28 protein-coding genes are annotated in these 25557 nt (G+C 39.3%); 3 read left to right on the forward strand and 25 right to left on the reverse strand.

What is annotated here, in order from left to right:
- Window positions 1-18 precede the first annotated feature (18 nt).
- Window positions 19-1005 (forward strand): diaminopimelate dehydrogenase, encoded by a 987-nt coding sequence (locus ACFSBH_RS05950; protein ID WP_251513472.1) that lies wholly within the window; start codon window positions 19-21, stop codon window positions 1003-1005.
- 45 nt (window positions 1006-1050) lie between these two features.
- On the opposite strand, the gene ACFSBH_RS05955 is transcribed toward ACFSBH_RS05950, so the two are convergent.
- The 7 genes from ACFSBH_RS05955 to modA form a co-directional block, all read right to left on the reverse strand.
- Window positions 1051-1656 (reverse strand): class I SAM-dependent methyltransferase, encoded by a 606-nt coding sequence (locus tag ACFSBH_RS05955; RefSeq protein ID WP_251513475.1) that lies wholly within the window; start codon window positions 1654-1656, stop codon window positions 1051-1053.
- Window positions 1657-1867: 211 nt separating this feature from the next.
- Complete coding sequence (serC, locus tag ACFSBH_RS05960; RefSeq protein WP_379596533.1) at window positions 1868-2956, reverse strand: 3-phosphoserine/phosphohydroxythreonine transaminase; 1089 nt, start codon at window positions 2954-2956, stop codon at window positions 1868-1870.
- Window positions 2957-3102: 146 nt separating this feature from the next.
- Window positions 3103-3771, reverse strand: coding sequence for a uracil-DNA glycosylase (locus ACFSBH_RS05965; RefSeq protein ID WP_251513483.1), 669 nt, complete (start codon window positions 3769-3771; stop codon window positions 3103-3105).
- 11 nt (window positions 3772-3782) lie between these two features.
- The gene (locus ACFSBH_RS05970) at window positions 3783-3926 is read right to left on the reverse strand and encodes a hypothetical protein (RefSeq protein ID WP_251513486.1); all 144 of its coding nucleotides are present in this window, start codon (window positions 3924-3926) and stop codon (window positions 3783-3785) included.
- A 124-nt stretch (window positions 3927-4050) separates the two neighbouring features.
- On the reverse strand, window positions 4051-4665 hold the full coding sequence (locus tag ACFSBH_RS05975) for an ATP-binding cassette domain-containing protein (protein ID WP_251513489.1): 615 nt from the start codon (window positions 4663-4665) through the stop codon (window positions 4051-4053).
- A 14-nt stretch (window positions 4666-4679) separates the two neighbouring features.
- Window positions 4680-5351, reverse strand: a complete 672-nt coding sequence (gene modB / locus ACFSBH_RS05980) for a molybdate ABC transporter permease subunit (protein ID WP_251513624.1) — start codon at window positions 5349-5351, stop codon at window positions 4680-4682.
- 5 nt (window positions 5352-5356) lie between these two features.
- A complete protein-coding gene (gene modA / locus ACFSBH_RS05985) occupies window positions 5357-6052 on the reverse strand; it encodes a molybdate ABC transporter substrate-binding protein (RefSeq protein ID WP_251513492.1) in 696 nt (231 codons plus the stop codon).
- A 235-nt stretch (window positions 6053-6287) separates the two neighbouring features.
- Between modA and ACFSBH_RS05990 the strand changes: the two genes are divergently transcribed.
- Together ACFSBH_RS05990 and ACFSBH_RS05995 are read left to right on the forward strand one after the other, a co-directional pair.
- Window positions 6288-6599 carry a DMT family transporter gene (locus ACFSBH_RS05990; RefSeq protein ID WP_251513496.1) on the forward strand — a complete coding sequence of 104 codons (312 nt, stop codon included), beginning with the start codon at window positions 6288-6290 and terminating at the stop codon, window positions 6597-6599.
- Between the two features lie 36 nt (window positions 6600-6635).
- On the forward strand, window positions 6636-6968 hold the full coding sequence (locus ACFSBH_RS05995) for a DMT family transporter (protein ID WP_251513500.1): 333 nt from the start codon (window positions 6636-6638) through the stop codon (window positions 6966-6968).
- 148 nt (window positions 6969-7116) lie between these two features.
- Here ACFSBH_RS05995 and ACFSBH_RS06000 read toward each other — a convergent pair whose 3' ends face one another.
- From ACFSBH_RS06000 to ACFSBH_RS06085, 18 genes are all read right to left on the reverse strand, one after another.
- Window positions 7117-8610, reverse strand: a complete 1494-nt coding sequence (locus ACFSBH_RS06000; protein WP_251513504.1) for a peptide MFS transporter — start codon at window positions 8608-8610, stop codon at window positions 7117-7119.
- A 211-nt stretch (window positions 8611-8821) separates the two neighbouring features.
- Window positions 8822-8947 (reverse strand): hypothetical protein, encoded by a 126-nt coding sequence (locus ACFSBH_RS06005; RefSeq protein ID WP_285853682.1) that lies wholly within the window; start codon window positions 8945-8947, stop codon window positions 8822-8824.
- 148 nt (window positions 8948-9095) lie between these two features.
- The gene (locus ACFSBH_RS06010) at window positions 9096-10379 is read right to left on the reverse strand and encodes a GntP family permease (protein WP_251513507.1); all 1284 of its coding nucleotides are present in this window, start codon (window positions 10377-10379) and stop codon (window positions 9096-9098) included.
- Window positions 10380-10409: 30 nt separating this feature from the next.
- Entirely contained in the window at window positions 10410-11186 is a 777-nt protein-coding gene (locus tag ACFSBH_RS06015; protein ID WP_251513510.1) for a 3-hydroxybutyrate dehydrogenase, read from the reverse strand.
- 336 nt (window positions 11187-11522) lie between these two features.
- Window positions 11523-12887 carry a sigma-54 interaction domain-containing protein gene (locus ACFSBH_RS06020; protein WP_251513513.1) on the reverse strand — a complete coding sequence of 455 codons (1365 nt, stop codon included), beginning with the start codon at window positions 12885-12887 and terminating at the stop codon, window positions 11523-11525.
- A 198-nt stretch (window positions 12888-13085) separates the two neighbouring features.
- A complete protein-coding gene (locus tag ACFSBH_RS06025) occupies window positions 13086-14819 on the reverse strand; it encodes an ABC transporter ATP-binding protein (protein ID WP_251513516.1) in 1734 nt (577 codons plus the stop codon).
- Between the two features lie 88 nt (window positions 14820-14907).
- Complete coding sequence (locus ACFSBH_RS06030) at window positions 14908-15708, reverse strand: DUF4097 family beta strand repeat-containing protein (RefSeq protein ID WP_379596539.1); 801 nt, start codon at window positions 15706-15708, stop codon at window positions 14908-14910.
- Window positions 15701-16261, reverse strand: coding sequence for an HAAS signaling domain-containing protein (locus ACFSBH_RS06035; protein WP_251513522.1), 561 nt, complete (start codon window positions 16259-16261; stop codon window positions 15701-15703). Before ACFSBH_RS06035 ends, ACFSBH_RS06030 begins: the two co-directional genes overlap by 8 nt.
- Window positions 16262-16263: 2 nt before the next feature.
- Window positions 16264-16581 carry a PadR family transcriptional regulator gene (locus tag ACFSBH_RS06040; RefSeq protein ID WP_251513526.1) on the reverse strand — a complete coding sequence of 106 codons (318 nt, stop codon included), beginning with the start codon at window positions 16579-16581 and terminating at the stop codon, window positions 16264-16266.
- A 212-nt stretch (window positions 16582-16793) separates the two neighbouring features.
- Complete coding sequence (gene htpX / locus ACFSBH_RS06045) at window positions 16794-17669, reverse strand: protease HtpX (protein WP_379596542.1); 876 nt, start codon at window positions 17667-17669, stop codon at window positions 16794-16796.
- Between the two features lie 652 nt (window positions 17670-18321).
- Complete coding sequence (locus tag ACFSBH_RS06050) at window positions 18322-18924, reverse strand: response regulator transcription factor (protein ID WP_251513532.1); 603 nt, start codon at window positions 18922-18924, stop codon at window positions 18322-18324.
- The gene (locus tag ACFSBH_RS06055; RefSeq protein WP_251513534.1) at window positions 18921-20057 is read right to left on the reverse strand and encodes a sensor histidine kinase; all 1137 of its coding nucleotides are present in this window, start codon (window positions 20055-20057) and stop codon (window positions 18921-18923) included. The genes ACFSBH_RS06050 and ACFSBH_RS06055 overlap by 4 nt, the downstream gene beginning before the upstream one ends.
- A gap of 101 nt (window positions 20058-20158) precedes the next feature.
- Window positions 20159-21211, reverse strand: a complete 1053-nt coding sequence (gene desA, locus ACFSBH_RS06060) for a Delta(5) desaturase DesA (protein WP_379596544.1) — start codon at window positions 21209-21211, stop codon at window positions 20159-20161.
- Between the two features lie 140 nt (window positions 21212-21351).
- Window positions 21352-22563, reverse strand: coding sequence for an MFS transporter (locus ACFSBH_RS06065; protein ID WP_379596546.1), 1212 nt, complete (start codon window positions 22561-22563; stop codon window positions 21352-21354).
- Complete coding sequence (locus ACFSBH_RS06070; RefSeq protein ID WP_379596548.1) at window positions 22560-22985, reverse strand: MarR family winged helix-turn-helix transcriptional regulator; 426 nt, start codon at window positions 22983-22985, stop codon at window positions 22560-22562. Before ACFSBH_RS06070 ends, ACFSBH_RS06065 begins: the two co-directional genes overlap by 4 nt.
- Window positions 22986-23126: 141 nt before the next feature.
- Complete coding sequence (locus ACFSBH_RS06075) at window positions 23127-23660, reverse strand: DUF1648 domain-containing protein (RefSeq protein ID WP_379596550.1); 534 nt, start codon at window positions 23658-23660, stop codon at window positions 23127-23129.
- Between the two features lie 80 nt (window positions 23661-23740).
- Window positions 23741-24235, reverse strand: coding sequence for a molybdopterin-guanine dinucleotide biosynthesis protein B (mobB, locus tag ACFSBH_RS06080; RefSeq protein ID WP_251513549.1), 495 nt, complete (start codon window positions 24233-24235; stop codon window positions 23741-23743).
- Window positions 24222-25511 carry a molybdopterin molybdotransferase MoeA gene (locus ACFSBH_RS06085; RefSeq protein ID WP_379596553.1) on the reverse strand — a complete coding sequence of 430 codons (1290 nt, stop codon included), beginning with the start codon at window positions 25509-25511 and terminating at the stop codon, window positions 24222-24224. The genes mobB and ACFSBH_RS06085 overlap by 14 nt, the downstream gene beginning before the upstream one ends.
- Window positions 25512-25557 lie beyond the last annotated feature (46 nt).

The raw sequence follows: 25557 nt of genomic DNA on the forward strand, positions 1-25557 counted from the left end.
TAACAAGGAGGATTTTTCATGAGCAATCCAATAAAAGTAGGTATTTTAGGATATGGTAACTTAGGAAAAGGTACGGTAAAGGCTGTGAAACAAACCTCCGATATGGAGATCGTTGCCGTCTTCACCAGAAGAGATCCTGCTTCTCTTGAACTGGAGGATCCATCTATTAAAGCAGTACATATCGATGAAGTTGAAAGTTATAAAGATAAGATCGACGTTATGATTCTATGTGGTGGTTCGGCAACAGATTTACCAGGACAAGGACCGAAATATACTAAACTCTTTAATACCATTGACAGCTATGATACACATGCAAAGATTCCAGAATACTTTGAAGCAGTCGATGAAGCTGCCAAGCAAGGTGGAAATATTTCCATTATTGCTGTCGGTTGGGATCCGGGGTTGTTTTCCATTAACCGCTTAGTCAGTGAAGCGATTATCCCTAACGGAGAAACATACACATTCTGGGGTAAAGGATTAAGCCAAGGACACTCTGATGCAGTCCGTCGTGTTGAAGGTGTTAAAGCCGGAGTCCAATATACGATTCCATCAGATGAAGCGATGGAACGGGTTCGCAGCGGAGAAAACCCAACATTAGAAACAGCAGAAAAGCATCGCCGTGTTTGTTATATCGTTCCTGAAGAAGGCGCGGATACAAACGAAATTGAAAATACGATTAAAACAATGCCTAACTACTTTGCCGACTATCAGACAGAAGTTCATTTCATTACGGAAGAAGAACTGAAAAAAGAGCATTCTAAAGCACCTCATGGAGGATTTGTGATTCGCTCTGGAAAAACAGGTGAGGATAATAAACAGCTCATTGAGTTCTCCCTCAAATTGGAAAGTAATCCAGAATTCACTTCCAGCGTGCTCGTCGCGTATGCTCGAGCGGCACATCGTTTAAGTAAAGAAGGGGCAGTTGGTGCCAAGACCGTTTTTGACATTGCACCAGGTTACTTATCTCCACGTTCAGCAAGTGATTTAAGAAGAGATCTTCTATAGAACAAAATCAAGTACCCGTGTCATGTAAATATGACACGGGTACTTCTATTTTCGATAGATTAATATCCGCTCATCAGAATCATTTTTATAAAAACAATCAATCTTAATTTCTTGTATCAATTCAAAGGCAGTGTTTTTCTCAAGGTAATAGATATAATCTTCATGTGGATAATAAAGAATAATATCTACGGAACGTGGGTATTCCTCAACAGAATGAAGTATATTATTTACGACCTTTTGAAAGATTTGTACAGAAAACGGATTGAAGAAATAAAATCGATTGTCTCTTTCCGTAATTCGATATTCTTCCGCTAAACAAACTAGAAACTCTATGGTGCTGGTACTGTCAGGGAAATTTTTTTTATATTTCTCTAAATTGATCTGAGCGCCTTCAAAAAATTCATCCTTCATCTCAATACCTTTTACCGATGCTCCAGTGAAATGATGGAGAAAGAAATTAACTCTACCTTTGCCACACCCAAAATCAACGATATGATCGTTTTTATCAATAGGGTAGTGTTCTATTAACGTTTCCAATGTTTCATAGGATGTTGGTTCATACGGATTATAATGGGTATTGAACGATGGGGAGACGAAACGGTCCTCCCCCGTCCGTATCCCTAGTAACTTATCATATTTATATTGCTTCATTACATCGTCTCTTTTCATCAATCTATAATGGGAAATACAGAGATTCAAGACAACAAACAATCGTATTCGAAGCGGAACACTAATTATCATAAAGTCAAAGAATCTTTATCCCAGTCATCAACAACTCGGTATTCATCGGTGAAGATACATGGGTAGAAAATACCTTAAATTCGCAGTCACTGTTACCGCAAGTCCCATCACATAATCCTCATTACACATTTACTTTATGGCTGTTCTCGAAAATTTCCATTACTTCAACGAGTCTTTTCACACCTTCAACCGGCATCGCATTATAAATGCTCGCACGCATTCCACCAACCGAACGGTGCCCTTTCAACGTCACAAGTCCTGCAGCTTGTGCTTTTGCTAAAAACTCCGCATCAAGTGCTGCAGTCGAAGTTGCAAAAGGAATATTCATGAGCGAACGGCTTTCTTTTTCTACCGGACTTGAGAATAGCTTCGACTGTTCAAGATAACCATACAATATAGCCGCTTTCCCACGATTGAGTTCTTCCATTTTCTTCACACCGCCAAGCTCCTTTAACCATTCGAAAACAAGGGAAGCCATATAAATAGCAAAGGTTGGCGGAGTATTGTATAGAGAATTGCTATCACTGTGAGTCTTATAATCCAACATGACCGGGCAATTTTTTTTAGCTTTCCCAATCAAATCTTCCCGGATAATAACAAGGGTCAGTCCTGCAGGTCCTATATTTTTCTGAGCACCTGCATAAATGACTCCAAATTTCTTCACATCAATAACCTCTGAAAGAATATTCGAGGACATGTCTGCAACAAGTGGAATATCACCTGTGTCAGGTATATCGGAATAAGCAGTACCTTCAATCGTATTATTTGTTGTTATATGGATATAATCGTAAACTTGGTCGAATTGTACTTGATCCAGCTTTGGTATGTATGTGAATCCTTTATCCTCACTAGAGGCAATAACATCAATTTCTCCATATTTCTTTGCTTCTTGTATCGCTTTTTTCGACCAAGAGCCCGTATGGATATATCCAGCCTTCCCCTTTACCATCAAATTCAATGGTATCATGGAAAATTGAAGTGTTGCTCCACCTTGTAGAAATAGGATTTGATAATTATCAGGAATATCCATCAAATCACGTAAGTCCTTCTCTGCTTTTTCAATAATGTCGTTAAATAGACTAGATCGATGACTAAGCTCCATTACTGACATTCCAGAATCTGCATAATTCAATAGTTCCGCTTGCGCCTTTGCCAGCACAGACTGTGGTAAAACAGAAGGCCCTGCTGAAAAGTTGTAGACACGGTCCATTCATTCTCGCCCCTTTAGATGAAGTAATATGATTAAATTATGATAATTATCAACTATTATAAGTAATATAAAGACTAGTTGCAATGCAGCTTAATATCCATTATTTCTATACATCCTTCGCCTACATTACAAAATGTACACCATGTCTATGTCAAATTCCAATTAACCGGATGACGACCATTCGCTTTCAGAAAATCATTCGCTCTTGAAAAAGGCTTGCTTCCAAAAAAGCCCCGATTTGCAGAGAACGGGCTTGGGTGTGGAGATTTAATAATAAGATGCTGCGGATTTGTCAGTAAGGTCTCTTTTTCCTGAGCGTGACGGCCCCAAAGAATAAAGACAACCGGATCCGATTTTTCATTTACAAGTCCTATCACTTTATTTGTGAAGTTCTCCCAACCTTTCCCCCGATGGGAAGCGGGTTGCTTCTCCCTGACGGTCAGAACAGTATTTAATAAGAGTACACCCTCATCAGCCCATTTCTTTAGATAACCATGGTCAGGGGGTTCGATACCTAAATCATCTTGAATTTCTTTATAAATATTCCTTAAAGAAGGAGGAACCGCCACACCCTTTTGAACGGAGAAACTTAAGCCATGGGCTTGATTAGGACCATGATAAGGATCTTGCCCAAGAATCACAACCTTCGTCTCTTTATAGCCTGTATAATGTAACGCATTGAATATGTCGTCCATTCCAGGATAAATTGTCCTGCTGCAGTATTCCTCCTTCAGAAATTGTCTCAAATTCTGATAATACTCTTTTGAAAACTCCTCTTCCAGTAACGGAGCCCAATCATTGTTTAACACCGTCATCACAATACCTCCTAAAACCAATCAAATAGCTTCCGAATCGAACGGCCAAATATCCGGGGCAGATATAAAATGATTTCCCCAATTGTAAGAATCCAATCAAACCTTTCGATACGGTCCTCTATTTTTCGTTTCCTCTTTTGCTTCCTTGCTCCCAATATATTCCCTCCATTCCTGAGAGTAGTGTAAAACTGTGCGTTTACAGAAAACCAGTTCCTGACCGAATCATTACACCTAAATTTCAAACATGCCTCTAATACTATTCAATAGAAGCAATCCGGTTCAAATCACCAACTTCCCATCCTCCATTGTATATATCACATCTCCTAACTTTTCAGCTTCACGTTTACTATGCGTTACGAGAATTATAGGTATCTTCCATTGAGTATGGAGCTCGAGAAGTTGTTGATGAGCAAGATCTCTCGTGTCATCATCAAGTGCAGCAAACGGCTCGTCCAACATAAGCAACCTCGGTTCCGTTGCGAGCGCCCGCACTAATGCAACCCGTTGTTTTTCCCCTCCTGAAATCTCATGGGGATAATATTCTTCCAAATGCTCTATTTGCAGCTCCTTCATAAGTCTGCGGGTGAGCTTTTCGTCTTTCATTCCATATATGATATTTTTTCCTACAGTCATATGAGGAAATAAAGCATAATCTTGAAAAAGATAACCGATTTTCCGCCTTTGAATCGGGAGGGAACCGGCAGAGGAAAAGAATGTTTGTTCATTTAATAAAATATTTCCTGAATCCGGTTGTATAATTCCTGCAATACAATTTAAAAGACTTGTTTTTCCAGAGCCCGATTTCCCGACAAGTACCATGATTTGACTCTGGAGAACGAATTTAGCTTCCAATTCAAAATGAAACAAACGTTTATTTATATCAACTTGCAACATATTATTTCCACCCATCACTTATGAAATCGCTGCATGCTCCGTTTATTCCACCAATTCAGCCAGAGTAGTGCAACAAATCCTACCATACTAATGATTGTAACCCAAATTCCCGCGGTTGCCATGTCCCCGCTCTCAACTGCAAAGTAAATGGCTAAAGGTATGGTTTCGGTCACTCCGGGAACAAAACCAGCCACCATCAACGTTGCACCGAACTCACCTAGGGCACGCGCAAATGTCAAAACAAGACCCGCCAATAAACCTGGCCAAGCAAGCGGTAAAGATATCGTCCAAAATACACGGATACGAGAAGCCCCCATTGTATAAGCAACCCTTTCTAAATTGGAGTCATATTGTTGAAATGCCGCTTTTGCGCTCTGAAACATCAACGGAAAGGATACAACAATGGCTGCCAAGACGACAGCATACCAAGTGAATACAATTTGTATGCCAAAGAATTCACTCAAGATGTTCCCTAAAAAAGCATTTCTGCCAAAAAGATATAATAAACCAAATCCAACAACCGTTGGCGGTAAGACCATAGGTAATAAAAACAATGCTTCTACAACCGTCTTCCCCAAAAAATTCCGCCTAGAAAAAGTCCAAGCAAGGAAAACACCGAGCAAAAATACAATTATCGTGGCAACACTTGCTGTTTTCAGAGATATCCATAAAGGAAAAAGATCCATATCCATTAGGGATTACCTCCAAAGCCATAATGTTTGAACACTTCCTGTGCCACATCAGTTTGCAGAAACTGTAAAAAACCTGTAGCTTCTTCTACATGTTCCGAATTCTTTATTACTGCTCCAGGATAAATAATTTGTGTATGTAGGCTAGAATCTATTGTGGCCACCACGTGTAATTGTTCTGACACTACTATATCACTACCGTATACAAGCCCATAGTCTGCATTTCCCGATTCAACATATGCCATTACCTGTCGGACATCCTTTGCAAATACAAATTGGTTCTCCCACTCATCCCATATCTCCAGTTCCATCAACGCTTCCTTAGCATATTCTCCGGCAGGGACACTTTCCGGGTTTCCTATCGCAATTCGATTTACATCTTCCCAATTAAAATATATTAGATTATCAATAGAAGGAACATCATCCTTATTCGTCACCAGTACTAAACGATTTTGTAGGATGTCTTTTCGGGTTTCTTTTATAATGAGGTCTTTTTCTTCTAAGTTATCCATCCAGGTGATATTACTCGATAAAAAAACATCTGCATCCATCCCTTGTTCCAACTGACGGGCAAGTGTGCCCGACCCACCCAACTGAAAAAGAACTTCGACATCGCTTTCCTTTTCATAAATCTCCTTTAATTCCATTAATGCATCTTGTAAACTAACGGCAGCCGCAACATTCAATGTTGTCTGCACCTTCCCCTCCCCCGCTTGGGAGCAACTTGTTAAAAAAATTGCAAAGAACAGCAACCATATATTTAGTCTCTTCAACTCCATCACCATCGTCGCTTCATTATTTATATACTTTCATTATAAGATTTTTTCTAATTGTTGTAAAAATCATAGAGCCAAAGAGGAGCGTCAACACTGCAGAATGCATATGGAAAAGCTATAATTGTTTAGAACAGCAAGTATTGGAAGGTGTATACAGTTGAATGCATACGTACTGCTTATCATTTCCATCTTAGGTGAAGTATTTGGCAGTTCTTTACTGAAACTAACTAATGGTTTTAAGCGAATAATCCCGACTCTAGGAGTCATCATTGGGTATTCAATCGCTTTTTATAGTCTATCCTTGACACTCACAGAATTGCCGATAGGTATGGTTTATGCTATCTGGGCAGGAGTAGGGACAGCACTAACCTCATTAGTAGGTGTTTTAGTCTATAAAGAGATTTTTAATATGAAAAAATTAACTGGAATCTTTCTTATTATCGCAGGGGTTGTTTTACTAAACATTTAAAGTATAGACAGGATGAAAAGAGGTTGATCTTTTGTCATGAAAGGTTTTGCTTTACTCATCATTTCAATTATAGCAGAAGTTTTCGGCACCTCCATGTTGAAGTTATCCGATGGTTTTACGGTACTCGCTCCGTCTATCGGGGTTGCTGTCGGCTATGGTGTTTCATTTTACTTATTATCCCTGTGCCTCCGTACCCTTCCTCTAAGCCTCGTATACGCCATTTGGTCGGGAGCTGGGACGGCATTAACTGCATTAGTCGGTTTTATGTTTTGGAATGAGGCACTAGACCTTGTGAAGTTACTTGGTATCGCGCTTATCATCGGTGGCATCATCGCTTTAAACACAAGTGATTCCCCTGTAAAAGACTGATACCGGACTAAATATAGGAAGTTGTTCATCTGGAGATAGCCTTCTACAATCGAACGGCTCTCAAACATATTCCTTTTGTTTATTACAATAATAGCCTTAAATATAAATAAAAAGCCAACCAATTTGAACTGGTTGGCTTTTTATTATATTAGTTGATACCACGCATATATTTCTTCAACTTCGGTGCAAGAAGCATTAATCCAATCCCTAACAGGATTGCAAATCCACCAATGGCACCAAAATAAACAGCTTCCGTTTCAGCAGAATAGAAACGTACCACTTGTGCGTTGATCGCTTGCGCAGATGCGTTGGATAGATTCCAAAGACTCATCATTTGAGCCGCAAACGCAGCGGGAGCAAGTTTAGTTGAAGCGGATAATCCGACAGGAGATAATAGTAACTCACCAAGAACAACCAAGAAGAAGCTCATTACAAGCCATAGAGGGCTAACCAAGGCTTCCGCTCCAGCAAATACCGCCGGGAAGATCATAATAATAAATGAAAGACCCGCGAAAATCAAAGCTAACGAGAACTTCTGTGGAGTACTAGGCTGACGATCTCCTAATTTAACCCATAGCCAAGCGAATACCGGTGCAAGCGTAATAATAAACAATGGATTCAACGATTGGAACCATGAAGATTGTATTTCAAAGCCTAGAAAACTAAGTTCTACCCGTGTATTCGCATATGTTGCAAGGATGTTTGAACCTTGTTCCGCAATCGCCCAGAACATCATTGCAGCAATAAACAAAGGTATATAGGCTATTAAACGTGAACGCTCATCATCTGTAGTCTTTTTACTGCGATACATTACAATGAAGTAAGCAGCTGGAATAATAATTCCTAGAATACTGATAGAGAAGATGACACGCTCAATAGTTAGTATGCCAATAGAAAAACCTACCCATCCAAGTAGACCAATTATTAAAGCACCAAAAATAAAGATTCTACCGTATAAGCCCTTATCTCGCGCAGAGAGTGGGTTCGGCACCTGCATCCCTGCAAGACCCATAAATTTTTTACGAGTGAATAAGTATACAACTAACCCAGCAAACATACCTACTGCCGCAATACCGAAACCAAGATGGAAGCTATACTTCTCACCAATCGTACCAACAATTAAAGGTGCAAGAAAACCACCCATGTTGATACCCATGTAATAGATGCTGAATCCGGAATCACGACGTGGATCTGTCTTCGTATATAGTTCTCCAACCATTCCACCAACATTCGGCTTTAGTAAGCCTGTCCCAATGATGATGAAAAGCATGGAAATTAATAATGCAGTGAAACCACCTGGCAACGCTAAAATAATATGACCAATCATGATCAATACGCCGCCATAAAATACCGTCTGGTTCATTCCAAGTACTCGGTCGGCAATCCATCCGCCAATAATACCTGACATATATACTAAGGAACCGTATATCGCCATAATCGAGTTAGCTGTAGTTAGCTCGATTCCTAGTCCGCCTTGATAAATTTCATAATACATATAGTAGAGTAATATGGCGCGCATCCCGTAATAAGAGAATCGCTCCCAAAACTCTGTAAAAAACAGTGTAGATAAACCTTTAGGATGTCCAAAGAAACCTTTTTGTGGCACAGTTTTCAGTATGGCATCCCGCTCTTTCGAGTCCATTGATGTAAGCCTCCTCTAAGTTGTAAAGTTGTGACTATTTAACTGACAACGCTGTTGCCTAAAAAAAGAACAACATTCAATATTTTATTCCAAAGTAGGAACATTGTAAAGATAATTTGAAAACCAACATAACCAATATCTAGAAAAAAAAGAATACGGTAGCAGAGTATGCATCTATTTTGCCGCATTCTCTGAATCCGTATTCCCTTTGTCAGGACTGTACCTTTTTCGGTTGTAATATTTGATAAACCAATCCTTTATATTTAATATCCAACAGTAAGGCAAAAATAAGACCAACCACAGCAATTACAACTAGATTCGATTTCTTTTGATTCAATTTTGACAACCTTTCTTCTTACCACGATGGTGTATTTCTAAACCGGCTTTTCCTTTTAATGATACCATTTTACCATCTTTATCTCTTATGTAAACAAACCTGTATGGTTAGGACGAACCCAGTGTGAAATAAATCTAAGATAATTATTTTAGTAAATCCCCAAGGAAGCTAAAATAATCGCAACGACAACGGAGAGGATTGGAATTGCAACAGAAACAACAAAGATGTCTTTGTAGCTGTCCTTATGTGACATAGCCGTTATTGTAAGTAACGTCAAAACTGCACCATTATGCGGTAACGAGTCAAGACCGCCTGAAGCTAGTGATGCAATCCGGTGGAAAGCTTCCGGGGAAATGCCTGTCTCCAGTGCAAGTTCATAATACTTGGAACCAAGCGCTTCAAGAGCAATACCCATACCACCAGATGCCGAACCAGTAGCTCCCGCCAAAATATTGACAGCAATCGCTTCAGAAATAAGCGGATTTCCTTTGATTCCGAGTAACAGCTCGGTGAGTCGATCAAAACCAGGAACAGCTCGAACAACTGTACCAAATCCTACAGCAGCACTCGTATTGATAATCGCTGTAACAGAACCCACAGCACCACCGTTCATTGATTTGATAAATTTTTTATATTGTGGAATATTTAATATCAAGATAAGCAAGATTCCAGAAATCAGAGCTAAGACAATATCCCATTTAAAAAAGTTCAATGTAACTAGTACTGTGACCAACGGTAAAATAGATAATATGACATTTGGGGTTTCTTGATCATTTTTTACATTATTCTTATCATCTGGTTCAGTATATCTCTCGCCATTTGCAGTTAATTTTTTCTCTCTCCATCTTAAGTACAAATAGCCACCAACACCCATAATTAGCGCAGCAGTGATCCCCATAATTGGTGCTGCGGTAGGTCCGGTATTAAAATATTGCATCGGTATCAGGTTTTGGATTTGTGGTGTACCAGGGATAGCCGTCATCGTGAAAGTAAATGCACCAAGAGCAACGGTCCCAGGAATGAGCCTTCTCGAAATGTTCGCTTCCTTAAATAAGGATAACGCTAATGGATAGACAGCAAACACAACAACAAACAAACTGACTCCACCGTAAGTTAATACAGCAGACGCAACCAAAACACTTAGAATTGCTCGTTCTTTTCCAATTAATTTAGTTAGAGAGGCAGCAACCGAGCTCGCCATCCCCGTATCTTCCATTAACTTACCAAAGACAGCACCAAGCATAAAAACAGGGAACCATTGTTTAGCGAATCCTACAAAACCTTCCATGTAGGTATCTTTATAAGCGTCGAGAAGATCAAGTCCCCCCGTTAGTGCAACAACCCCTGCCGCTATCGGCGCCACCCAGATAATCGACCAGCCTCGATAAGCAAGTACCATTAAAACAATTAAACCGAGTATAATACCTAACATAAAACCCCTCCCGATTCTATTTCTAAATCTTTATTGTGCCGTATATCCAGCATCAAGCACAACCGCTTGACCGGTAACTCCTTTTGCTTTATCACTGGCAAGGAAAGTAGCATAATCCGCAATTTCTTGAACATCAAGTAAACGCTGTTGTGGAACCAACGGATAAAGAACTTCTTCAAGCACATTTTCTAATGGCACATTTCTGTTTTTTGCAAGGTCTTCGAACTGACCACGGACAAGTGGAGTATCCACATAACCCGGGCAAATTGCATTGACCGTAATTCCATACTTTGCAGATTCCAATGCAGCAACTTTCGTTAAGCCGATAAGCCCATGTTTCGCACTGTTATAAGCAGATTTACCAGCAAAGCCAATCAAGCCATTGATGGATGCCATATTGATAATTCTTCCTGACTCTTGTTGTTTCATAATAGGAAGGACATGCTTGGTCGCCATGAACGGGGCAATCAACATCACCTTAGTCATAAATTCAAATTTTTCTGTTGGGAATTCTTCAATCGAAGCTACATGCTGCAGTCCCGCATTATTGACCAAAATATCTAACCTGCCATACATTTCTACTGTTTGATCAATTGTTTCCTGCAGTTCATTCTCCTTCGTCACATCACATTTAAATCCAACAACGTCATAGCCCTCGGAAACTAACTTTTCAGCAACCTCTATAACCTTTTCTTCGTTAATATCTGTTAACGCCACTTTTGCACCATTTTTTGCAAATGTTACTCCTATCTCATAACCAAGACCACTTGCAGCACCTGTAATATATGCAACCTTTCCTTTTAACATAAAACTTCCTCTCCCTTAACTCTATTTTTAGAAACGGAAATATAAAGTCTTCCTAGCTCTTGACTCTATCCGCCCACAGAGTAAACGCTTACATTTGTGTGTATTGTTGAAAATTTAATTTCCGTTCCACTAATTTACATGCAATATTTATGCCAACTATCATAAATATGAAGAAAGTCTATCCTAGCAAGGAATGATCACCCTTGAAAAATCATCAACATTCCAGTTTTACGGACTCTTTCTCTTCCAGAGAAAAAAATCAAATCATTAGATATATAGTAGAATGTGGTTACAATGAAAATCCGAAAAACCGGAATTTTTTCCGGGATTTCGGATTTATAAATCGTACTTCTTTAATTTTTCATATAAACTTGATTTTCCTATACCTAATAAAGTAGCTGCCTTTGTTTTGTCACCATCTACCTTATGAAGTACCCGTTCGATGACTTGTTTTTCTGTTCTTTGGATTATTTCCTTCAACGTATGATTTTCTATATCATAAAAAGATTCCTGTTGTAGATGATTCGGCAAGTCATCAATGGTAATGGTAGTTGAATTCGCTAGATGGACAGCAGATTCAATCGTATTTTCAAGTTCCCGCACGTTACCCGGCCAACGATATTGCATAAATAACTCCATGACCTGTGGATCAATTTCGGAAACCCGCTTTCCCGTACGTTTCGTTACCTTATTCAATATATAATTGGCCAATACCCTAATATCTTCAACCCTTTCCCTTAAGGGAGGGATAACCACTTGAATAACATTAATCCGGTAAAACAAATCTTCACGGAAGCGGTTTTCTTTGATCAACTGTTCCAATGGTTGGTTCGTTGCAGTGATGACTCGCACATCTACCTTTTCCGGCCGAAGTGCGCCGATTGGTTCAACTTCCCCTTCCTGTAAAACCCTAAGTAATTTTACTTGAGCATTTAATGGCATGTCCCCAATTTCATCCAAAAATATGGTTCCCCCATCAGCAAGCTGAAATTTACCTGGTTTTCCTCCTTTTTTCGCATCGGTGAACGCTCCTTCTTTGTATCCGAATAACTCTGATTCAATTAGGTTCTCCGGGATCGCTCCACAATTTACTTTTACGAAAGGTTTATTATGCCGTTCACTTAAATGATGGATACTATGGGCGAACAACTCTTTACCTGTCCCGCTCTCACCACGGATGAGAACAGATACATCACCAGGTGACACTTTTTTAATTGTGTTCTTTATGGAGTTTATCTTTTCAGAACTTCCAACAATATCATGAAGTGAATAGGTTAAGCCATGTTGTTCTTTTAACTGTTTACGGTATTGTTCAATTTCCAATAAAAGGTTTTTGATGTGACTATTCATTTCGACCCATTCTTTGGTATCCCTGAATAGTACTGTTCCAACAGCACCAATCACCTTGCCGTTCGCGCGCACTGGTATCCTATTTGCTACCATGTGATTACCGCGGATATATTGGAGCTGGGCAATCTCCTCTTTCCCCGTTTCTGCGACAATATGCATTCTTGAGTTCTCAATAACGTCAGTCACATGCTTCCCAATCGCATCTTCCTTTTTCACCTCGAGGAATTGGCAGTAACTATTATTCAAGTGGGTGATTATGCCGTCTCGATCGACAACGACAATGCAGTGATAAGAATGTTCAAACACCACTTCAAATATTGCATCCTTAACGTTTTCGCTAATCGTAATCAATCGTCATATCCCCCTCTTTTTTCCGCTTTATTTCATAATACTTTAAATATATGGAAATATAAAGAAATAATATACTTTAATGCATGGAGATACCTATATTCCTGAACAAGGTAAGCTCCATCCTGAAAATATCCTTCATCACCAGCTTATGAATGTAAAAAAGAGTCAATCAGAATGATACCCTGATTGACTCCTTCATTAACTTAATTGCTGTTCAGCAAATTTACGGTAAAGGACATGTGATTCAATTAACTCCCGGTGTGTGCCTGCTCCTGTTATTTTTCCCTTTTCAATAAAAATGATCTTATCGGCGTCTACAATAGTCGATAGCCGGTGTGCGATGACGAATGTAGTCCGCCCTTCCATAAGACGTGTAAGCGCCTCTTGAACAGCATGTTCAGACTGACTGTCCAAGCTTGCGGTAGCTTCATCAAGCATTAATATTTTAGGGTCACGCAGGAATGCCCGCGCAATATTTATCCTCTGCCTTTGGCCACCCGAAAGCTTCACACCACGCTCGCCGACTTCTGTATCCAAACCTTCTTTAAAGTTACGGATAAATGTATCTGCATAAGCCATTTCAGCAACATGCCATAATTGTTCATCTGGTATATCTTTTCCGTTAGCAAGTCCATATGTCAAATTATCCCGAATGGTTCCAGCCATCATAGCACTCTCTTGTGAGACGTAACCAATTTGACTTCGCCAAGATGATAATGACAGTTCAGATATAGGGGTTTCACCAATACGAATATCCCCTTTTGTCGGTTCATAGTAACGCTCAAGTAAACCAAATAACGTCGTTTTTCCGCCACCACTTGGGCCAGCAAAAGCAATCATTTCACCTGGATGTGCTTCGAATGTAATATCCTCTAAAACATTTTCACCATCTTCATAACCGAATGATATATGCTCTATATAGATGGATTCATTAGCTATATCCTTCTCTAATCCATGTTGACCGTTCTCTTCCTCAATATCTAGAATATCAATAATTCGCTCTGTCGCTCCTTTTGCTTTTTGCAGTTCGGTGAAAAACATTGCGAAAGAAGTGATTGGATAGATGATTTGGAACAGATAAAGTAAGAAAGCGACAAGTGAACCTGTGGACATGGTACCTTCAGCAACTCGGATACCTCCATACCCTATAATGACGACAATTACAAACATCATTACGGTATAAATCAGAGGACCAATTAATGCAAAGACCTTTGCCTCCCGCAAACCGAAACGATAAAGTTTATGGATGCCGGCCTTTCCGTGGACTTCTTCTACTGCCTCAGCCGTCGAGGATTTCATCAATCGAATTTCACTTAATGTCTGCTGAATGTCTCCAGTAAAAGCTGCTGTTTCATCTTGCAAGCCTTTTGAAATTTTTGCCATCCTTGAGCCAAGTGGCATCATAATGAGAAAAGTCGCAGGAACGGCTAGGAGCATGAGCAACGTCATTTTCCAATCCATGATAAGTAAAATGACAATCGCTCCGATTATAGTAATGATACCGGTTATAAACTGGGGAAAATGATTAGAAATCAGGTCTTTTACAATCCCGGTATCATTCACCACCCGACTGACCGACTCTCCACTCGGTGTTTTATCAAAATAACTTACAGGAAGCCGCAGTAATTTAAACCACATTATTTCACGAAGTCGTGCGACAATTTTTTGACCTACTGCCGATAATATGAATGTCGATAAACCGTCAATGACAGCCTGTAAAATAAAGACGACGACAATGGTGATAATGAGTGTGGTACTAAGTGCTTCCACTGAAAAGCCATCAACAAGTTCGCGGGTTAGCAAAGGAATGGCAAGATTAACAAGCATGGTTAGAATACTTCCAACAAGTCCGGCAGCCAATGCCCATTTTGATATCTTTGTTGAGATGATTAGATCGATAAAAGGTTTAATTCCTGGTTGTTTTTCTTTCATTTTAGTTCTCCTTTAATAAATCGAGTGTATCCTCATACACGTTCGACGCAACGTTCCTCCTAAAAGAACAGTTCCAATTTCATATTATTTAATGCCCTACTCTAATGCTGCCATTTACTGTTTTTAATCTCACCTGATTTTCACCATCACCAAATACGGTGTGTTGATTATTATTCCCAAATATTTCAATACGTCCGTTTACTACCTCCACGTTAACCTCAGCATTTTTCGGCTCTTCATCCACTCGAACATCAATTTTACCATTAACAGATTCTAAGTGGATAGGCTGATCCAAGCTTATTTCCTCAAGATTGATTTTTCCGTTTGTAACTTTTGCTTCGAGCTCGCCCTCTATATTATTCGCATTTATTTTACCATTAACCGATTTCATGGTTATTGCTTTTGTTTTGAGATTAACGAGTGTAACCTCTCCATTGGTCGATTTTGCTTCAAGTTCTTCCGCTGAAATATTTTCAATTCTGATTTTACCATTTCCGGTTTCTGCTCTAAGTGAAGAATATTCAGCTTCTGGCAAGTATACTTTTGTCACCGGTGACTTTATCGAGAAATCAAAATTTAAGAAGCGAATCATTTTCTCTTTCACTTTCACTTGAAGTACACCATTTTCAACCTCAGCCTCAAACCGTTGACGAGAGCCGGTATTCGTTTCACCTGCGAACTCTACTTTTGTCATGCTATCTTCTGTAGGTATTACTTCAATTCGGCTATTATCCGTTTCTATAATGATATCCGTTATATTCTCATCAAACGTCTTTTCTTCATCAATTTTTTTAGTATCAGCAAATGATTGATAAGTAAACAACGCACCTGCAAAACCTATAATCACCAAGAGTACTGCAAGGCCAACCATGCGCTTTACATTAAACATGATTCATACCGCCCTTCACCATTCTGACATTAAATTTAAAGTACTGAATAAATTTATTCTTTATCCAAATAGTTACATAATACATACTGATTCCAATCAATAACCCTAGTCCTGTAAGCCCAATCGAAAAGAACATATTATACGCTGCAAAAATTTCTGGATATAGGACGGTATTAATCAATACTCCAACAGGTGCGAGAACAAAAGTAATTGAAACAATCCATCCCGCGATAATAATAGAAGCTAATGCAAGAAAAGGTCCCAATACAATCACTAAATTAAAGAAACCTAACCCAATTACTGCCCACAGCGCCCGAAAGAAATTGCTGGTCGTATTTCTGCCTTCGACGTTCTCCACATGATGCATTGCCGTGAGCTCTTTACCAAGTTGCTCAGGCGAGCCGAGAGAAGCTGCAATCTCTTCCTCTGTCTTCCCATCTTTAACACCATTGGAGAAATACTCCTCGTAATCATTTAAAATATCATTCTGCTCTTCTACCGGAAAACTTTTTAATGCTTTTTTCAATCTAAATAAAAACTGATCTTTCCCCACAACTATAACTCCTTTCCTTCAATTAATTGATTTACTCCGTTCGTGAACATTTGCCATTCCTTCAATAATTCTTGAAGGTGCCCGCTGCCAGATGGTGTTAACTTATAATATTTTCGCGGGGGGCCTTCCGATGACTCTTGTAAATAAGTTGTCGCAAGACCATCCTTCGTCAAACGACGAAGCAAAGGATATACCGCTCCTTCTGAAATCTCAATTTGATTGGAGATATTCTGTGCAAGTTCGTAACCATATTGTGCTTTTTGATCTAGAAGAACGAGAACACATAGCTCAAGTACCCCCTTCTTAAATTGCACGTTCAAATTAGTTCACTCCCTGTTGTCTTTCAGTATTATTTATTATACAGTACTATATTATATATATTACTAATCAATGTATAATATTCGCTATTAATATATCATAACCATTTTAGTTATACAATAGACAAAAGATGTATGGAAAAATATTCTTTTACAAGAAATCATCAAAAAAACTGGTTCATTTAGGATTAATACCTAAATGAACCAGTTTTGAATTATGAAAGTCTTTGAATTCTGTCGTCTAAATCTGGATGTGTGGAAAAAATACTTGTTTTCCTTCGTCCATTAATCTTTAACGCAGCAATCGATGTATCTTCATCCGCCTTGATACGGTTCGTATATGCTTTCAGGGACTCAAGCGCATGTTTCATTTTATCCTTACCAGCTAAATCCGCGCCACCTCGATCGGCATGGAATTCTCTATGTCTTGAGTAAGCAAAAACAACAAGACTTCCTAAAATGGAAAACGCAATCTGGAAAACTATAATAGCGATAAAATGTACAATCGGAGCCATCTCTTCCCTTACAAAGCGTGAAACAATGAACGCCGCAATTCGAGCAAGGAAGACAACAAATGTGTTCACTACTCCTTGAAGCAAAGTCATGGTAACCATGTCACCATTTGCAATATGGGCAACTTCATGCGCAAGCACACCCTCGATTGCGTCATCATCCATCTCTTCCAATAAACCTGTTGAAACAGCAACTAAGGAGCGTCTCTTTGTTGGACCGGTCGCAAAAGCATTGACTTCCGGAGATTGATAGATTCCTACCTCAGGCATATGTGTTAGACCTGCTGCTCTTGAAAGGCGGTGCACCCGTTCCACAAGATCTCTTTCATATTCTGTAGCAGGTTGATCCGGATGAATGACTTGAACACCCATCATCTGCTTCGCCATCCAGCGGGACATCGCTAAAGAAATGAACGAGCCAGTAAAACCAATAATTGCACTTAAGATCAATAGCTGTCCAAAGTTGATTCCGCCATCATTAATGTAATTAAGTCCCCCTGGTATCAAGGAAACTACAATGCTGATCGTTAATAATACCAACGCATTCGTCAATAAGAAGTAAAAAATCCGCTTTCCCATTCTCCACACCCTTTAAATAAAAGATTCCTTTTCTTATGCTTAGTATAATCGCTTACCATCTTCTTCACAAGTTAGAAGAATGGCTTTAGAATGCTTGATTTATGATGCTGATAATTAACCTAGAATAGAAACACTCCTACCTAGTGCCCGCAGTCCAAATACCTCCGCCTTCCGCAGGCGGCCCGTGAGCCTCCAACGCATAGGACTTGCTAGTGCAGACACAGGAAGTGGTGTTCTTAGTCTGCCTCGCTGTGCTGCGGGGATCTCACTCCGGTCTATCCTACTGCAGGAGCCTCGAGGTATTTGGACTGCTTCCAGGAAATATGAATATTTACCTGGTTGTAGGTTTTATGGGTAATAGTTCGAGAAGGAGTTATGAATTATCTCAAACTAGATTAGTATTCAAGCCATAAATTATATTTATGATTAAATGTAAGTGTAAGTAATATAATTCATTGCACCCAACTAACAGTTTTCCTCAAAGCAGCCCCCGATACACCGGAGACTCCTGTGGGAGCAGAGGCATCGGTGAGACCCTGCAGTGGGCTTGCCCACGAGGAGGCTCACCAGCCGCCCACGGAAAGCGAAGGTGTATCGGGGGCTGCGGAGCCATGGACGAATGCAAGTAGTTTGAACCCAGTTAATCAGAACTTTATTTAAACCAACCTTTTTCTTTAAATCTCGAAATGGCTTCGATTCGGTTGCTTACGTCTAATTTATCTAAAATCATGGACACATAATTACGGACGGTTCCATTTGATAAATAGAGCTGTTCGGCAATTTCTTTTGTATTCTTCCCTTCCGCAATCATCCTAATTACTTCAATTTCTCTATCTGTCAGCGGATTTTTTTCCTCATCCAGAGCCATGTCGACCAACTCCGGGGAATATATCTTGCGACCATCCATTACCGCTCTAATGGAACTTGCCAATTCTTCACTTGGACTATCCTTTAACAAATAACCACTGACATTGGCTTTTCTTGCCCTTTCAAAATAACCTGGTCGTGCAAATGTAGTTAATATAATCACTTTACAAGGATTTGTCTTCAATTCCTCAGCTGCATCAAGTCCGCTCTTCACAGGCATTTCAATATCCATGATACAAACATCCGGCTCAAGTTGCTTCACTAATTGCAATGCTTCCTCCCCATTGCGTGCCTTTCCGACAACTTCCAAATCCTCTTCCAAATCGAGTAGCGAGCCAAGTGCACCAAGTAATAAACGTTGATCTTCTGCTATAACGATTCGAATCATGAATTCTCCCCCTGTTCATTTTGCCGCGTCACCTGTGGAACTTTAATTGTAATGGTGGTCCCATTTCCATTAGTAATTTTTAAACTACCATTCACAAATTCCAATCGCTCTCTCATTCCCTGCAATCCAATTCCTTTGCTTGCATGAAGTTTATCCTTCATCCCCACGCCATTATCTTCCACAGTAATTTTCCATTCGTCTGCAAGCTTCTCAATTTTGACAGTGCATGTAGTTGCCTTACTATGCTTTACAACATTTGTGATTGCTTCCTTCAAACACATACTTAGTACATGTTCAATAAACAAAGGTATGTTTTCTACCTTTTCAGTCTTCTCTATGTGGAAATCTATTTTAGCGGCCTCCAGTAGTTGTTGCACACGGATAATTTCTTCGTTTAGTTTTATGCCCTTCATATCAGCTACCAAATCACGAACTTCCTTTAACGCCCTTCTTGCAGTCTGCTGAATATCCTCCAATTCGGCTTTAGCTGAATCTGGCTTGATATCAATTAACTTACGAGCCAGGTCACTTTTCAAACCAATTAAGGAAAGTTTTTGTCCCAGGGTATCATGTAAGTCACGTGCTATTCTCTGTCTTTCTTCTACAACAATCAATTGGGAAATTATTTCATTGGCATCTTCCAACTGATTTTCTAATTTTTCATGTTTGTTTCGATTATACATATTAAAAGGTAAAAGTATGACACCGATAATGGCAATAATAATAAAAGGTAACTGAGATATGAATAATTCCTCTTGGCTAAAGAAGGATATCACCGCAGCAACGATGGTCGTTACAAGATGAACAATATATATTGTAATAAATCCGATTTTATTTTTTATATTTCCAATAAAAAATGCTAAGAAAAGTGAAAAATAAATATATCCAAAGTAAATCGTCATAAAAATACTGATTGCCATTTCTATTCCAACAGTCACATAAACCGTCCAACCTTTTTTTATAAATGATAGACGATATGCCGTGAAAAATAGGGCAACTAATAAGATGCCATAGACAATCTGAGAAGTGGAGGATGTACGAAAAATAAAGTAAAATGGCAACAAGCAAAACGCAATCCACCCAAAAATACTCAAATATGTGTTTTTCGGGAACAGCTGATACCATTGTTGCATCTGTTGCCCATCCCTTCTAAGATAAAATAGTTTAGTCATAAGTATAACAAATGTAAGTATGAAAAGCCCTTCAACCTTTCGAGTTGAAGGGCTTTAGCATATTATTTTTCTTGAAAGCTCGGATTTTTCATTTTTAAACCTGTTTTTCTTTTTCTTTCTGCAGCCAAAACTTTATATTCCTTAAAGCTCACAAAGCTTCTGCTAGCTTGATCATAAAGTCTGAAACGAATGGATTGAAGGCTGGTTTTCAACGTAATGGTTGTCGCCTTATGCAGCGGTGGCGTTGTTTCATGTGCTTTTTCCAAGTTGTAGTTCGGTACTCTAGGACTCAAATGATGCACATGATGATAACCTATACTGCCAGTCAACCATTCCAAGACTTTCGGCAACTTGTAATACGAACTGCCATCAACAGCAGCTTTAACATAATCCCATTCGTCTTCATTCTCAAAATAAGAATCTTCGAACTGATGTTGGACATAAAATAGCCAGATACCCGCCGCTCCTGCAATAAATAGGATTGGCAATTGCACCGTTAAGAATGCTTGCCAGCCAATTGCCCAAATTAACAATGCATAAATAACTAAAATAGAAACATTAATTATATACGTATTGAATCTTTCTTTACTCTTTGCACCTTTCCGGTTAAATCGATTGGATATCAAGAAAAGATAGAATGGCCCTAGGCCAAACAAGACTATAGGATTGCGGTATAGCCGATATCCTAATTTACCCCAGAAGGACGATTCCATGTACTCATCCACTGTCATCACCCATATATCTCCTGTCCCGCGTTTATCTAAATTACCGCTCGTTGCGTGATGGATGGAATGATCTCTTTTCCACTTTTCAAATGCAAAATGCGTGATGATACCAGTAATGGTACCAACAATTCGATTTGCCTTTCCATTTTTAAAGAACGACATATGTGTACAATCGTGGAAGATAATGAAAGTACGGATAACAAATCCAGCAGCTACAATCGATAGAAGAATGGATAGAAATATGGAAACCGATAAAGCTTGGTACGCCAAGAACCAAAGGATAATAAATGGAATAATGGTATTTATCATTTGTATGATACTGGCTTTCGTATTTGAACTTGCATAGGGTGCCACACTTTTTCTTAACTGCGCTTGCTTTTCCCTGCTCATAATATCCTCCTAAAATAAAAATTCATTTTTCTTTATCTTAGGGTAAATGAGCGTATATTTGTAAGTCCTAAATGTCACGACATTTATATGACATTTGTCATACTCCTACTTTATATATGGTAAACAATTAAGTAATTTCCTCAACTGGCCCTATTGTTCCCTGCTAGTCCTGTTTGTTTTCCTCTACCCGATTTTTTCCCGTGAAGGAGATAATAAAGCGGAAGGGCGAGGAAGGCAATTACACTCATCGCAAGATATAATCCACGGAACCCTGTCATCGGTATGAAGTAACCTAGCAAGAAAGGTCCCAGTCCCATTCCAAGATCATAGAATGTAAAGAACGTTGCGGTTGCAAGACCAACTCTACGGTGGGGAATTCCACTTACAGCAATAGTCTGGGCACTTGATTGCAACGTTCCAAATCCAACACCAATAATTGCTCCAGCTACAAGTAATGTAAAGCCATTACCTGCTTGACTTAAGACAACCAACCCGATACCAAATAAAGCAATTGACGGGTACATCACACTGTTTTCCCCTTTGTTATCATATAACCTTCCTGTGAAAGGACGCGACATGAGTAGGAAAACAGCATACATAACAAAGAAAAAGCTCGCAGCACTTACGAGGTTGATCTCTACGGAGTACGCACTGATAAAGGACAGAATACTAGAGTTTGCTATTCCGAGAATCAACATTAATACAGAGATGGGTAAAGCACTGCTTTCAAAGTAGTCATCGATCCGAAATTTCCGTTTCACTTGGTTATCTTTGAACTCCTCTTCTAATTCCGGCACTTTCATAGATAATGCTGTTACTAATGCAATAACTGAAATAATGGTAGTGATGACAAAAATCATATCGTTACTCATATATTGTATGGTCATTAAACCAACAAAGGGTCCAATCGACATGGCTAAATTATTACTTGTAGCGAAATAGCCCATCCCCTCCCCTCTTCTGCTTGGGGGTATCACATCCACAGCGATTGTTCCTGTAGCAGTAGAGGAAATGCCGAATGCAAATCCATGAACAAATCGAATGATTAACATCCACCCAATACTATCAATCGGAAAATAGAGTAGTGTTACAACTAAAAATAGAGCCAGTCCGAATACAAGTAATTTTTTTCTTCCGACAGATGCGATGAGGTTTCCCGCCATTGGTCTAACTACAACAGCTCCCAGTACGAATATACTTGATGCTAATCCTGCAATACTTCCTGAAACATTGAATTGTTCGATGGAGTAAATGGCAAGTGTTACCATTAAAATATAGAAGGATACAAATAGAAGGAAATTTGATGTGGATACCATAATAAAATCTTTCGTCCATAGTTTGGTTTTACTCAATTAATCTCCTCCTCATATAATTTCTCTCTTAAACTTTGAATTGTTCTTAACGTAGTTTCTATGTCCTGATCAGAAATCTCTTTCATCAGTCCTGTTTCAAAATGGGTGACAATCCTTTGAGCCTCTTCATAGCTCTCTTCTCCCTTACGAGTCAAATGCATTCGTTTTTCTCGTTTATCTAAACTAGGCACCTCTTCAATCAATCCTTGCTCTTCCAGCCTTTTAACAGTCCGACTGATCGTCGGCTTCTCCACATCAAGATAATTGCTGATTTCAACAAGCGTTACAGGTTGCTGCTTTTTCATACAGTACATAAGAAGCCATTGAGAATGGAATAATCCGACGGTAGATAGTTTTTCATTCAACTTCTTTTTAAACGACCGAGTAAATTGGAGCTGCTGATGAAACAATGTTTCCCTCATTATATCCCTCATTCCTGAAAATAGTTACCTAGATAACTATATACCAAATACATCCTTTTGTCTATGTATTGTAACCGAAGTAAAAGCAGTTCTTCGTACTAAAGTCCACAAAAATACGGTGACTTAGAGAAAGTCTCCAAGTCACCGGGTTTTCACATCGCGATAAGTTTTTCTTACGTAATAAAAAATCGGAATGAATAAAAGTACAAGCAACACTTCGAAACCGAATCCCAATTTGTCTGGCTCACCCAAAGCATGTTGGATGATGTCATAGTAGATCACACTAAACATGAAACTAAGTATAAGATTAGTAATGGCGAACATCCTTGCGATATTCGCTTTCACCATTCCAATTTGCTCTTCCGTCAATTCTTCTTTATTAACGAAAGGAATATTGATCAACTGCAAACTATCCACCGTGTCTGCGGAACGAATAATAAGGAAGTAATTCAAAACAAACATAAGTACAACTGCATGAAAATGGATAAGCATCAAACCAAACAATGTTGCTTTATTTCCCCAATCATCCGCTTCTCCAGCCGTATTAAAATGAATCGGAATCTCGTCCGGAAGCTTACCGTACATGAAGAAAACATAAATGAATATACCAAACATCACACTAAACGTTAATATATCCAGCCCCGGTGGATAATACTTTTGTATCCTTCTCCACATACAATCAACCTTTCTCTATGTATCTCTTTCAATCATACACCTGTGATAACGGATGTACTGGCTTTTTTCGCACTCCTATACTAGTCGTTAATCACCCACCTGGCTAAACTTGAAATCTCATTTTGGCGAAATACCGGATAGGTTAATTCGATATTTTCTAGTGGAATCTCTGTCACTACAGCAACAATATTGGTTAATTCCTGAAGCAAATCGAAATCTTTCTCATCTTTTATCATTACTATTTTTTCAAAACCCGCCTGTTTAAAACCTTCGATAATTAATAGATCTATATCCCAAATTTTATATATATCCACGAGTTCATTCAGTTCCCATGGAACAGACTTCACAAGCTGAAATACACCATCGCCCTCGACACCCGCGACCATAGCGCCAGCCTTTTGATGCAGTTTATTATCTTTATCCTCAAAACCGAGTGGAACTCCGCCATGACCATGATGTTTTAAAGAAGCTGCTTTTATCCCATGTTCTTGGAAGTATTCCAACATTTTTATAACCGTCGTTGTTTTACCACTATTGCGATATCCAACTACTTGAATGACTTTAATCTCCCTCACCCTTTTCTTCCATCCCAAAAAGATCAGTGGAAATCCCCTTTGACTCAAGTAAAATTATCTCTACTTCCATGCCTTTCCTATAACCTTTCGTCCCCGCTGGAAATACAATAAGAGCATTCGCCTCGGCAAGCGAAGAAACGACACTGGATTTATCAAGACCTAAAGGCGTCACGATGAATTTTCCTTTATTGTAAGAAAGATTTCCTCGCACAAAGCGATCAAAGGGGTTTCGCTTTAGGAAATCTGCTCCAAGGTATGCAGTTGTTTTCTCTAAATAAGGCTGTTTTGCACCTGACAATGCTGTAAGAAATGGTCTTGCTAACAATTCAAAGCCCACATAACATGCGGATGGATTACCTGAAAGCGCAAAAATGAGTTTTCCATCCTTTTCCGCTACTGTTGTCACACTTCCTGGGCGCATGCCAATTTTATTAAAAAGTACATTAGCACCTAATTTGTCTAAAATACCAGGCATAAAATCAAAGTCACCAACTGAAACCCCACCAGTCGTTATGAGTACATCCACTTCACTAAGACTTGAAGCTATAAAGTTAAAACTTTCATTGAAATCATCACTCAATTTTCCAAGGTAAACAGCATCACCACCTGCACGCATTGTCTGTGCATAAACCATATAACCATTACTATTCCGAATCTTCCCAGGCTCTAACGGTTTGTCTACATCCAACAATTCACTGCCAGTGACAATGACACCTACTTTCGGCTTCTTTCTAACCGGAACACGGTTGTAACCGAATGTAGCAAGTAAGGCAATAATTCCTGGACTTATATACGCGCCAGACTCCACCAGCGTTGTTCCCTGCTCAATATCCTCGCCAGTAAAAGAAATATTCTTATTTGACTCGATTGGTCTGCGAACATGAATAGAGGCTTCCCCATCTACATCAACTTCCTTTACAGCCTCTATCATGATTACCGCATCGCAACCCTCGGGTATTTTGGCACCAGTCATAATCCGGACGGTTTCATCTGCACCTACAACACCAGAGAAAATCTGTCCGGCTCCAATTGACCCAACTACTTTTAATAGCTTTGGAGATTTGGATGATGCGTTCAATGTATCTCTTGAACGGACAGCAAATCCATCATAGGGAGATCGATCAAATGGAGGTACCGGATGATCTGAGATTAAATCTTCTGCAAGATAATATCCGTTCGCTTCCAAAAGTGATAGGTATTGAATATCGGTTGGTTCAGCAAATTCCATGACTCTTGAAATCGCTTCCCTTATTTTGATTGGATTTCTACGTAACACCTCATCACCACCCTGTTTTCTTAATTATACAAAAAAATCCCATGTT

It is taken from the genome of Oceanobacillus luteolus (genome assembly GCF_042678205.1).
Lineage (GTDB): Bacteria > Bacillota > Bacilli > Bacillales > Amphibacillaceae > Oceanobacillus > Oceanobacillus luteolus.

Excerpts from the sequence above, each read along its gene's own strand:
- ACFSBH_RS06010 (WP_251513507.1), bottom strand. The coding sequence starts at position 10,379 with ATGTTAGGTATTATACTCGGTTTAATTGTTTTAATGGTACTTGCTTAT.
- ACFSBH_RS06050 (WP_251513532.1), bottom strand. The coding sequence starts at position 18,924 with ATGATTCGAATCGTTATAGCAGAAGATCAACGTTTATTACTTGGTGCA.
- ACFSBH_RS06025 (WP_251513516.1), bottom strand. The coding sequence starts at position 14,819 with ATGAAAGAAAAACAACCAGGAATTAAACCTTTTATCGATCTAATCATC.
- ACFSBH_RS06070 (WP_379596548.1), bottom strand. The coding sequence starts at position 22,985 with ATGAGGGAAACATTGTTTCATCAGCAGCTCCAATTTACTCGGTCGTTT.
- desA (WP_379596544.1), bottom strand. The coding sequence starts at position 21,211 with ATGAGCAGGGAAAAGCAAGCGCAGTTAAGAAAAAGTGTGGCACCCTAT.
- ACFSBH_RS06055 (WP_251513534.1), bottom strand. The coding sequence starts at position 20,057 with ATGCAACAATGGTATCAGCTGTTCCCGAAAAACACATATTTGAGTATT.
- ACFSBH_RS05950 (WP_251513472.1), top strand. The coding sequence starts at position 19 with ATGAGCAATCCAATAAAAGTAGGTATTTTAGGATATGGTAACTTAGGA.
- ACFSBH_RS05975 (WP_251513489.1), bottom strand. The coding sequence starts at position 4,665 with ATGTTGCAAGTTGATATAAATAAACGTTTGTTTCATTTTGAATTGGAA.
- ACFSBH_RS05965 (WP_251513483.1), bottom strand. The coding sequence starts at position 3,771 with ATGACGGTGTTAAACAATGATTGGGCTCCGTTACTGGAAGAGGAGTTT.
- ACFSBH_RS06030 (WP_379596539.1), bottom strand. The coding sequence starts at position 15,708 with ATGTTTAATGTAAAGCGCATGGTTGGCCTTGCAGTACTCTTGGTGATT.
- ACFSBH_RS06000 (WP_251513504.1), bottom strand. The coding sequence starts at position 8,610 with ATGGACTCGAAAGAGCGGGATGCCATACTGAAAACTGTGCCACAAAAA.
- ACFSBH_RS06075 (WP_379596550.1), bottom strand. The coding sequence starts at position 23,660 with ATGTGGAGAAGGATACAAAAGTATTATCCACCGGGGCTGGATATATTA.
- ACFSBH_RS05995 (WP_251513500.1), top strand. The coding sequence starts at position 6,636 with ATGAAAGGTTTTGCTTTACTCATCATTTCAATTATAGCAGAAGTTTTC.
- ACFSBH_RS06015 (WP_251513510.1), bottom strand. The coding sequence starts at position 11,186 with ATGTTAAAAGGAAAGGTTGCATATATTACAGGTGCTGCAAGTGGTCTT.
- modB (WP_251513624.1), bottom strand. The coding sequence starts at position 5,351 with ATGGATCTTTTTCCTTTATGGATATCTCTGAAAACAGCAAGTGTTGCC.
- htpX (WP_379596542.1), bottom strand. The coding sequence starts at position 17,669 with ATGGGAAAGCGGATTTTTTACTTCTTATTGACGAATGCGTTGGTATTA.
- serC (WP_379596533.1), bottom strand. The coding sequence starts at position 2,956 with ATGGACCGTGTCTACAACTTTTCAGCAGGGCCTTCTGTTTTACCACAG.
- ACFSBH_RS05955 (WP_251513475.1), bottom strand. The coding sequence starts at position 1,656 with ATGAAGCAATATAAATATGATAAGTTACTAGGGATACGGACGGGGGAG.